The sequence below is a fragment of the Leisingera sp. MMG026 genome (genome assembly GCF_021654205.1).
In the GTDB taxonomy this organism is placed as follows: Bacteria; Pseudomonadota; Alphaproteobacteria; order Rhodobacterales; family Rhodobacteraceae; genus Leisingera.
The window spans coordinates 1-398 of the sequence record NZ_JAKFZM010000166.1 but is presented as its reverse complement, the minus strand read 5'-3'; the positions used below and the strand labels follow the sequence as shown (position 1 = coordinate 398).

1 protein-coding gene is annotated in these 398 nt (G+C 57.3%); it reads right to left on the bottom strand.

What is annotated here, in order from left to right; translation table 11 throughout:
• Positions 1–38: 38 nt before the first annotated feature.
• Positions 39–335 carry a transposase gene (locus L1069_RS24005; protein WP_237457312.1) on the bottom strand — a complete coding sequence of 99 codons (297 nt, stop codon included), beginning with the start codon at positions 333–335 and terminating at the stop codon, positions 39–41.
• Positions 336–398: the final 63 nt, after the last annotated feature.

Here is a 398-nt window from a genome sequence, read left to right as displayed (position 1 = left end):
AACAGTCTTGCGGGCAGCGACGAAAGCACGTTTCGTGTTCATGTCTTCGCTGTCCTTGAGGCGAAAAAAGCGGAAGCCTTGTGGAGGATCCCATTCTCCAGCTTCAAGCGTTTGTTTTCCTTCCGCAGACGATCCAGTTCCGCCGCATCCGCCTGCTGCCTGCGCAGCGCCGCCATTGATCCTGCCGCTTCGGCCTCCAAGTGCCAGGTCTTCAGCTGGGAACTCGTCACACCCGGTTCCCTGGCCACGCCGGTTTGTGTGGCACCAGGCTTATAAAACCGGCCACCAGCTGCGGCTTTGAATTCATCTGTGAACGTTCGTCTCGATTGTCCCATTCCATGCTCCTTCCGTGGACAGGGGTAAATTACCACGGTGTCCGGGAACAGGGACGAAGTTCA